Below are 1,201 nucleotides of genomic sequence, written 5' to 3' on the forward strand. Positions count from 1 at the left end.
CCGCCCGCACCGGATGACCGATTCGCGAGTACCATTTGAGACGAACTTAGAGGGATCGGTCCGCACGTGTGGTCGGGTGTGCGGTGGTTTGATGTACCCGGAGGATCCTTTTGCCCAGCTCGACCGCCCCGCAGGCGCAGACGCCACTCTCAGCGCAGGATTCGCTCGTTGCCGCAGGTGGCTGGCCGTTCCTGATCACGGCCTTCATCGGCCGCCTGCCTGCGGCCACGCTGCAACTCGGGCTGCTGCTGTACGTCAGCGGCGCTGGACTGAGTCTTGGTCTGGCCGGCATCACGGTGGCAGCCGTGGGACTTGGTTCAGCAGTTGGCGCCCCGTTGGTCGGCAGGCTCGTCGACCATTTCGGTCCGCTGCCCGTGGTTGTCAGCGCAACGCTCATCCAGTTGCTGAGCCTCACGGCCCTGCTCCTGACGGTCGTCAATGACGGGCCCACCCCCCTCATCCTCGTGTGCGCTGCCCTGGTCGGTTCCGCGAACCCGCAAGTGGGCGCGATCGCGAGGGCGCACTGGTCGGGCTTGGCGCGGCGTCGTCGGCAACCGCGACTGATCACCCGCGCGCTGGGCTACGAAACTGCCTGCGACGAAACCAGCTTCATCCTGGGTCCCGTGATTGCCGGTCTGCTCGTCGGATTACTCGGTCCCAACCCCGCTCTGCTCACCATCATGGCGTGGGTGATCGTGGGCCAGGGCGCGTTCATCATGTACCTGGCGCGCCACCGCACCGAGCACGGCGCGGCCACGGTCGAGGACACTGCGGCGGGTGGCATCGGCAAGATTTCGATCGCCAAGGCGCTGCCGCCCATGATGGTGTGCCTGTGCGTGGGTACCGTGTTCGGCTCGACCCAGACCGCGCTGACCGCCGTCAACGTGTTGCGCGGCACGGAAGCTTACACCGGTGTCATTTACGGCTTCATGGGTGCGGGCAGCGCGGTCGCAAGCATTCTGGTCTCCCGCCTTCCCGAACGCTTCCCCTTGTCCTTGCGGGTGGCGATCGGCGCGTCGTTCATCGCTGTGGCCTGCGTGGGCCTGTTCTCCCTGCCGAGCGCCCCGGTGATGGCGGGCCTGTTCGTGATCGTGGGCGTGGGCGTGGGCGCCATGCTGGTCAGCTCGTTCGGCCGCGGCGAGCGGATCGCGCCGTCGCACCGCATCGCCTCGGTGATGACCATGCTCACCACGTGCCTGGT

General features: G+C 67.2%; 1 protein-coding gene. It reads left to right on the forward strand.

Features of this window, described 5'->3' with window-relative positions:
* Nucleotides 1-110: 110 nt before the first annotated feature.
* The coding region (locus Q4E95_RS11580) for an MFS transporter (RefSeq protein WP_303383453.1) at nucleotides 111-1,201 on the forward strand (1,091 nt) is incomplete at its 3' end.

The organism is Kocuria sp. (genome assembly GCF_030536815.1).
Taxonomy (GTDB): Bacteria; Actinomycetota; Actinomycetes; order Actinomycetales; family Micrococcaceae; genus Kocuria; species Kocuria gwangalliensis.